8 protein-coding genes are annotated in these 7,761 nt (G+C 35.3%); 5 read left to right on the forward strand and 3 right to left on the reverse strand.

Translation table 11 applies throughout. The annotated features are described in order from the left end of the window. Nucleotides 1-50 precede the first annotated feature (50 nt). From ABD814_RS00005 to ABD814_RS00015, 3 genes are all read right to left on the reverse strand, one after another. Complete coding sequence (locus tag ABD814_RS00005) at nucleotides 51-458, reverse strand: 4-(cytidine 5'-diphospho)-2-C-methyl-D-erythritol kinase (RefSeq protein WP_344909162.1); 408 nt, start codon at nucleotides 456-458, stop codon at nucleotides 51-53. 36 nt (nucleotides 459-494) lie between these two features. Further along, nucleotides 495-1,454, reverse strand: a complete 960-nt coding sequence (locus tag ABD814_RS00010; protein WP_344909164.1) for a DUF7305 domain-containing protein — start codon at nucleotides 1,452-1,454, stop codon at nucleotides 495-497. Between the two features lie 273 nt (nucleotides 1,455-1,727). Further along, a complete protein-coding gene (locus ABD814_RS00015; protein ID WP_344909166.1) occupies nucleotides 1,728-2,990 on the reverse strand; it encodes an IS1380 family transposase in 1,263 nt (420 codons plus the stop codon). Nucleotides 2,991-3,344: 354 nt separating this feature from the next. Between ABD814_RS00015 and ABD814_RS00020 the strand changes: the two genes are divergently transcribed. The 5 genes from ABD814_RS00020 (at nucleotide 3,345) to ABD814_RS00040 (ending at nucleotide 7,712) form a co-directional block, all read left to right on the forward strand. After that, a complete protein-coding gene (locus tag ABD814_RS00020; protein ID WP_344909168.1) occupies nucleotides 3,345-4,610 on the forward strand; it encodes an IS110 family RNA-guided transposase in 1,266 nt (421 codons plus the stop codon). Between the two features lie 368 nt (nucleotides 4,611-4,978). Next, nucleotides 4,979-5,368, forward strand: a complete 390-nt coding sequence (locus ABD814_RS00025; RefSeq protein ID WP_344909170.1) for a recombinase zinc ribbon domain-containing protein — start codon at nucleotides 4,979-4,981, stop codon at nucleotides 5,366-5,368. Between the two features lie 102 nt (nucleotides 5,369-5,470). Beyond that, nucleotides 5,471-5,767 carry a hypothetical protein gene (locus ABD814_RS00030; protein WP_344909172.1) on the forward strand — a complete coding sequence of 99 codons (297 nt, stop codon included), beginning with the start codon at nucleotides 5,471-5,473 and terminating at the stop codon, nucleotides 5,765-5,767. A gap of 237 nt (nucleotides 5,768-6,004) precedes the next feature. Next, complete coding sequence (locus ABD814_RS00035; protein WP_486303626.1) at nucleotides 6,005-6,817, forward strand: type IV toxin-antitoxin system AbiEi family antitoxin domain-containing protein; 813 nt, start codon at nucleotides 6,005-6,007, stop codon at nucleotides 6,815-6,817. After that, on the forward strand, nucleotides 6,810-7,712 hold the full coding sequence (locus ABD814_RS00040; RefSeq protein ID WP_344909174.1) for a nucleotidyl transferase AbiEii/AbiGii toxin family protein: 903 nt from the start codon (nucleotides 6,810-6,812) through the stop codon (nucleotides 7,710-7,712). The genes ABD814_RS00035 and ABD814_RS00040 overlap by 8 nt, the downstream gene beginning before the upstream one ends. Nucleotides 7,713-7,761 lie beyond the last annotated feature (49 nt).

A 7,761-nucleotide genomic window follows, 5' to 3' on the forward strand; every position in this document is an offset into this window, starting at 1 on the left:
CTGCCACTGCTACAAATCAGTTTAGTATAATCTTAATTGGCTTGGCGCTATTAGTCGTTGGAGCCATTACCGCTTTTCATTAGTTCTTCTTGGGATAGCTTCAAATCCCAAAGCTCATTTAATACCTTTAGGGTTGTTGCAGCGTTAGAACTTCCTCCTGCTAAACCTGCTGCTAAGGGGATTTTCTTGTCTATTTTTATATGAATTCCCTTATCTATTCCTGTGGCATTCTTAAGTGCTTCCCAAGCCTTATATACTAAATTCCGTGAGTCTGTTGGTAGGGACTTATTGTTACATTCTATGGTTATTCCTTTATCCTTTTCTATAAAGATCAGCTTATCAGAAAGATCTATCTCTTGCATTATGGTATTTATCTCATGATATCCGTCGTCTCTTTTATATAAAACATCAAGGGCACTTCTATTAAGGAAAATCCATCTTGGTTTTTCATAGCTCACCTCTATTTATAATATCCTGGTTTGTATTGGGTGGTTTTATTCCCACCTGAATAAATCACTTATATAGGCTTCATTATACTCTATATAAGAACTGTTTCCTAATTCTACTTGGTTTGCTACAATCGCTCCGTAAACTCTTCCACTATTTTTTATATCGACATTAGCCTTTACCGCATAAATTAGGCCTTTATAATTAACAGAGTTATTAACATCCACTTTTCTTCCATTACTAAATACATTTCCTCTTAAAGCGCTGCTATTTTTTAAATTCAAATCCGCTTCTTTTATAAACAAATTAAAGCTAACCTCAACGCGATTTCCTAGATCAATTTTTTTATTTCCATAATGGTAGATGTCTACAGTAGCTGTATCTATTCCCCTACTTTCATAAGTTAGTGAAGATGAATTATTCCAATCAGTATCCTCAAGATAGAAAGTAACCTTATTGCTCCCTTTAATTATTACCTTGCCACTATTACCAACTGTTAATTTTCTAACATTTAGAAGGATGTCACTATTACTTGCATCAATTGTTAATACTCCACTATTCTTAATATCTATCTCCCTATAGCTAGCACTTGAATTGATAGTATATCTACCACTGTTTGGAATTTCAATCTTTTCCTTGGAATCATTTAGGGGTATATCAGGAAAAATAAATTCTTCATATTTAGTTTCAGGTTTAAGATCTACATCTCCTAATATTTTTGCATTATTTCCTATGTCTACACTTTTTGCTGCAACATCACCTTTAACCTGTGCACTGTTTTTAAGAACTATATTCCCATCTGTAAAGATAGCATATTTGATATCTAATTCACTTTCACTCTCTTCCGCCTCCATCACTTTTACAACAGTATTTTCAACTTCATTAACCTCTCCAACAGATGTAATTAATAAATCTTCACTATCTTCACCTGAATTTCCACATGCAGTTAAGGAAAATACCATTATGGCTGCTAACAATAATGCTCCAATTTTTTTAATTTTAATCATTTTACACACTCCTTATTTTTGTTAGTTTAAATTTGTAAAATTATCTATTATTACCTAAAATCTACGTCGCTTTACGAAAACCATTAAACATCGATATTTCCGATGAACCTACGAAGAATTCAAGTAGTTGCTTCTACATTTTAACATATCATGCACCCCCTTTCAACAAAATCATTTCTAATACTCTTATAGCACTTGATTTTGAAAGCGCTTAATAAGCCCCTTATTGAAGCAACATTAGACCTGAAATATTAAGGACATTCTTTTCAAAACTCAACATAAACATTTTTCATACACTTCCTTATAAGGAAATTTTTCAGACAGTTTCATAATGACAGACCTAGCCGTTTTAATAATTTTGGCAGCAAGAAACACGTATTTCAGACGGAATGTTTTGATTTGCTGTCTGTATTCAGACACGGCAAGGTAGTCAAACTTAAATAACAGAAACAGATTGTATGATAACATCATCATTTGAAAGACTGCTTCATTTGCCCAAAATGATTTTAGCAGAAGTTGACCCACTGCCATGTCGTATTTAGCTTCTTTGATATAATTTTCAGCGTTCCCACGCTTTTCATATGAGATAACCACCGCTTCTGACAGCAATTTTGTATTTGTCACAAAGAAAAAATACTCGTACTCATAGCCTTCTAAAAGTGATAATTGCGCTCTCTCTTTTTCTGGTTTTAGTACGCGAGATACTACAAATCTTCTTTTTTTCTCCCACTTATCTAACTTCGTAAACAATTCTGTAGTTTCTCTACCTTCTGTATCCTTAACGAATGGAATGGATAAATCCGCCACCTGAGATGTAAGTGTTGAATAAGCTTTTGCTTTGATTAAGTATTTGCATCCAAGAGACTCGATTGTTTCAATGATTTCTTCATCAAAGTAACCACTATCCATTCGAAATAAAATTTCTAAGTCGTCTTTTTTCAGGGTAGCTACGATTTCTTTAATCAGTTCAGCAGCACCATTTGCAGTGTAAGTATTGCCACTTCTAAAAAACCCAGTGACGAATGCTTTCAATTCGTCGCAAAATGCAAACTGGATATTGTAGCACCTGTTGCCTAGCTTTTTAGGATTGTATCCTTTGGTAGCACCTTCTTGATGGCCTTCTACGTTTATAACACTGCTATCAATATCAATAGTGATGGATGTCAGTTTGCTTTTAGACAGTAGTTTTTTGAATACTTTGAAGTTGATTTCTCTGAACATTTGTGTTGTCTTAAAGTTGAATTTCCCCAAGAACCTTGATACTGTTTCAGGTTCTTTTACAGAAATATCGAATTCACGAACGAGCGGATCGGTTTTTAAGAGCTTCAAACGTTCTAGCTTATCTATACCTATAAAATGTCCACAGAGCATGGTCTTAATATGATTCATTTTGATTTTGTTTACAGAGTCACTCTCAAAGATGAGATTATTTTCAATCATCTCAAAAATGGCATTGTTTTTTACATTCTCTAGCAGAAGGAAAAGTCCTGCATTTGAGGTTAGATTCTTAGCATTAAAATCAATTTTATTAATCATAGGCCATCTCCTCGTATAGTATGTTTAGACCCTTAATTCCTAGGGTTTGTAACATACTTTTTTATTTTCCCTTCAAATTGAGATATCCCAATGTTAATCTATAGTTAAGAATGATTAGCGAAGGATAATTCTTCTTCTCCTTGCAAAACCAAAAGGTTATTGCTTGCGAAGCATGCTTCCTGACTTAGGAGTCATATCCTGCTTACTCAGATGCTGCATCCCTTTGACTAGCCACCAGCAAGGTATTTTTCAAAGGTGAATGCTAATAGTGCGAGGTTGCAGTCAGCTTCTAAGATTGGGATATCTCTTTTACTAATTGTTCAATCTTACTTTTCTATGAAAGGTGGTGATCTTGTGAAAAACTTTATGTCTACTTTATTCGTTGGTATTGACGTAAGTTCCAAAACCAATGTTTTGTGTGCTCTAGATTTTCAAGGTAATAAACTTCTTAACCTAAAGGCTCTGAATAATCAGCCTGGTGCCGAATCTATTTTAGTCAGCATCATAGACTGCCTAAATTCTAATAGCCTAAACCATGTTGTTATTGCTTTGGAATCAACTTCTTTTTACAGCACTCATATTGCTAACTTCCTTTCTTCCAATGAAGAACTACTGTTTTTTAAGCCCCTTGTATATTGTCTTAACCCCAAGTCTGTCGCTAATTACAGAAAGTCTTTTGTGGATATGGATAAAACTGATCCTCTAGATGCTTTTGTTATTGCTGACTTTGCTAGATGTGGAAGAATCAAATCTGAGCCATGGCGAGGAGCTCAGTTTCTTGCTTTGCAACGGCTTTCTAGGCATAGGCTTCATCTAGTTGAATGTATTACTAGGGAAAAGGCCTATATGGTTTCTAATATTTATTTGAAGTTTAGTGAGTTAGCTGTATTAGATAAGGATGATCAACCTTTTTCTAATACTTATGGTGCCACTTCTGCTGCCGTATTAACTGAATTCCTTTCCTTGGATGATATTACTTATTCCTCTATCGAGGAGCTTGTAACATTTGTATCTACTAGGGGCAAAAATCGCTTTAGTAATCCTCAGAAGACTGCTGAATTGCTCCAAAAGGCTGCTAGAGACTCTTACCGCTTGGACAAGGTTCTGTATGAGCCTTTGAACACCTCTATTGCTTCGTCTTTTAATGTTATCAAGGCCTTCGACGATGAAGTCAAAACTATTGACAAAGCCATTACAAAGGCAATTAAAGGGCTTAACACTACGGAGTATCAGTCGCTTACTTCTATTCCGGGTATTGGTCCGGTCTTGGCTAGCGGTATCCTAGCTGAAATAGGTACCATTACTTCCTTCAACTCCCATGATGCATTAGCTAAGTATGCTGGTCTTACTTGGAGGGTCAATCAGTCTGGTGACTTTTCTGCTGATGATACTAGAATGACTAAGACCGGTAATAAATACCTTAGATATTATTTAATTGAGGCTGCTAATAGTGTTAGAAACAATATCCCAGAGTACAAAGAGTTTTACCTTAAGAAGCACGGTGAGGTAACTACTCACCAACACAAAAGAGCACTCGCACTTACATCTCGTAAATTAGTACGTCTGATTTTTGGCTTGCTGACTAAAAATCAAATCTACTCCAACGATAAAGTTGGATAGATACAATAAAATATCTTTACTCTTTTACCTGTTTTTTCCTAAAAACCATAGGTTTTATTTGTGTTGCCTTTCTTTAATCTTTTTGTTTGTTTGCTTTAAAAATCTTTCCTTGACATATCACCAGATTGCTCGCAGCGTTTCTATTGCTATATTCTTACCCAATGAGCAAGGCAAAAAACATATAAATAGTATCTTTCTGCTATTGTTTTCTTTCACCCAATGGGTGAAAGATCGGTTTTGGCTTAATCATTATTACAGCTTGCTTTAAGGGCTATTTCGATGTCTCACACGTAGAATCTAGGTATCAGAAACACTACACCAGCGACACAATTTCTGGGGAAAGAGTACCGAATAATGGTGAGTTCCCAATGTATTATATTGAAGATAATCATGATGCCATTATTAAAAAAGATAAGCGGGATAAGGTCCAGGAATTTATCCAAGATAACTCAAGAGCAAAACAGAGAAAAAAACCACATAATAGAGAAGAGTTCTACAAGTTATTTGAATGTGGAGTTTGCGGCTGCCCAATTATTCATATTCCAGGTCATGGAGGAGTAGAAAAGCATTATTGGCGATGTAGAGCAGCAACAATGAAAAACCATTCAGATAATTGTAATGAGAAAGGAATAAGAGAAGAAAACATCGAGCATACTTTTATGACAATGCTACTGGAAATGAGAAAATCTGAAAAGCTGACGGAATTAGTAAATGAAGCTTTAGAGGATATTGACTTAAATCCTTATGAATTAAAGTAGCTTGAAAAGCTTGAAATAGAAATTGAAAATTGTTACCAGAGCCTTTATGCTATAGTAGAAGATGGAAAGAAACATGGGGAAGATACAAAGGCAATTAAAGCGATGACGGGTTATATCATGGAACTCCACGGTAAGATTGGAGAATTTGAAGATCGGCAGGAAAAGGTGAAAGATATAAAAGAGGAACTAAAGTGGTTTAAAAAAGAGCTGATGACTTTAGAGGAATTTAATCCTAAGAAGAAGAGAGTTCCTTTTAGAGGTGATATTTTTACAAGGCTGATAAAGTCAGGGACATTTCTTCTGGATGATGTGATCGAGTATCAGCTGAGTATCGGCATTAATTGGATTACAAAAGATAACCGTAAACAGCACTGGAAGCTTCCGATGAAAACAAAATAAAAATTTGAAACCTACTGAGTCGCCTGATAGAAGTCATCAAGCTACTTAGTGGTTTTTTTTTTATTTCAAACAAACGGAGCGAAAATGGAAATGGCTCCGAATGTTGGGTCTCAAATAGGATTTTTTTAATAATAGAACGATTTTCTTTACAAATAGAGAATAACGTGCTAAAATTAAAAAAAGATGAATATTGTCGTTTGAAACGGGCATAATGTTTTAATAATGGAACGTTATTCTTTGAATATGGAGAAAAACATTCCAAAAGTAAAAAAAGAGGTGAGGAACGTGAATGTCTATACTGAACTAGCGAAATATCCTGTTTTCTCCATAGAAGATGTTAAGAAACTTACTGGAAACGAGAAAACAGCTTATTCTCAGATGGACCGATTAATGAAAAAGGGGCTTGTCAAAAAGATACGAAAAAATATCTACTCTGTAGTCAATCCAACAACAGGGCAGGTAGTAGCTACTCGATATCAAATAGCCTGCGCCATAACTGACACTGCCTATATATCTCACCACAGTGCCTTTGAATATTATGGCCTGGCGAATCAAGTGTATTATGAGGTCTATGTTTCATCAGAAACTAAGTTTAATCATTTTGAATATGACAACGTAACCTACAAATATGTAGCTTCCAGAATGCAAGATGGAGTAGTTGAAGCTAAAAATACTACCGGTGTTAAAATGACAGATTTAGAGAGAACTGTGGTGGATAGCATAAGAGATTTCAATAAAATAGGCGGCTTTGAAGAATTGCTGAATTGCCTAGAAGGAATCCATTACCTAGATGAAAAAAAGCTAAAACACTATCTTTCTATATATGATACCCAGGGGCTTTATCAAAGAGTAGGATATCTTCTGGACCATTACAAAAAAGAGATGCAGCTTTCAAAAGCGTTTATAGATTATTGTAAAAGCAAGATAGGAAAGAGTAGAAGGTACCTGGTTAGTGAAGCAAAGGACGATAGCTATTATAATAACGAGTGGGAACTGATGGTGCCGGAAGGGTTATTTGAAATAAATCAAGGAGGCGATATACTTGTCTAATTACGATATTATATATTTAGGGAAAAAAGCAGAGGAGCTTGGCTTTGTCAGGGATACATTAGAAAAGGTGACAAGACTTGCAGATATTTTGGAGTATCTTAATACAAATCCAATCTTAAAGGATAGTCTCGCATTAAAGGGTGGGACGGCTATTAATCTAACAATTTTCAATTTGCCACGTCTCTCGGTAGATATAGATTTGGATTATTTAATTACCAACAGCAGAGAAGAAATGCTTGAGAGCAGAGAAGTCATTAACACTACCATTGATCGCTATATGGTCTCCCAGGGATATTCAAAGAATCCTAAGACAAAGAATCCCCATAGCCTTGATTCCTGGGTCTATGATTACATGGGAGCCAGTGGGAATAGAGATAACATTATAATTGAAATCAACTACTCTCTGAGATCTCATGTACTTGAAGCCGAGGAAAGACCAATCATCACTGAGCATTTCTCAAGTGAATACAAGGTGAAGTCCTTAGCTCCAATTGAGATATACGGAAGTAAGATAAATGCACTATTAAGTAGAGCTGCAGCTAGAGATTTATATGATGCTAGAAACATGATCCATTTTGGTCTGTTTGACGAATCAGAGGAAGAATTGCTGAGAAAGTGCGTTGTATTCTATGCTGCCGTATCTGCTAAAGACATTAATAAGACCTTTGACACCAAGGCTATAGATTCCATCACCCAGAGAAAGATTAAAACGGATCTCCTTCCAGTAATTAAAAGAAAAGATGATTTTGAGCTGGAATCAGCTAAGAAGCTTGTCAAAGAGTACATTTCTGATTTGATGGTTCTTACAAAGGAAGAGAAGGAATTCTTAGATAGATTTGAAAATGGAGAATATATCCCTGAGCTTTTATTTGATAAAGTCCATATAATTGTGTAAAAGCAAAAAGGTCAAATGAATGCCTCTTTTACGGTACAATGTTTTTAAC

It is taken from the genome of Amphibacillus indicireducens, from assembly GCF_039539605.1.
In the GTDB taxonomy this organism is placed as follows: domain Bacteria; phylum Bacillota; class Bacilli; order Bacillales; family Amphibacillaceae; genus Amphibacillus; species Amphibacillus indicireducens.

Excerpts from the sequence above, each read along its gene's own strand:
- ABD814_RS00025 (WP_344909170.1), top strand. The coding sequence starts at position 4,979 with ATGTATTATATTGAAGATAATCATGATGCCATTATTAAAAAAGATAAG.
- ABD814_RS00015 (WP_344909166.1), bottom strand. The coding sequence starts at position 2,990 with ATGATTAATAAAATTGATTTTAATGCTAAGAATCTAACCTCAAATGCA.
- ABD814_RS00010 (WP_344909164.1), bottom strand. The coding sequence starts at position 1,454 with ATGATTAAAATTAAAAAAATTGGAGCATTATTGTTAGCAGCCATAATG.
- ABD814_RS00030 (WP_344909172.1), top strand. The coding sequence starts at position 5,471 with ATGACGGGTTATATCATGGAACTCCACGGTAAGATTGGAGAATTTGAA.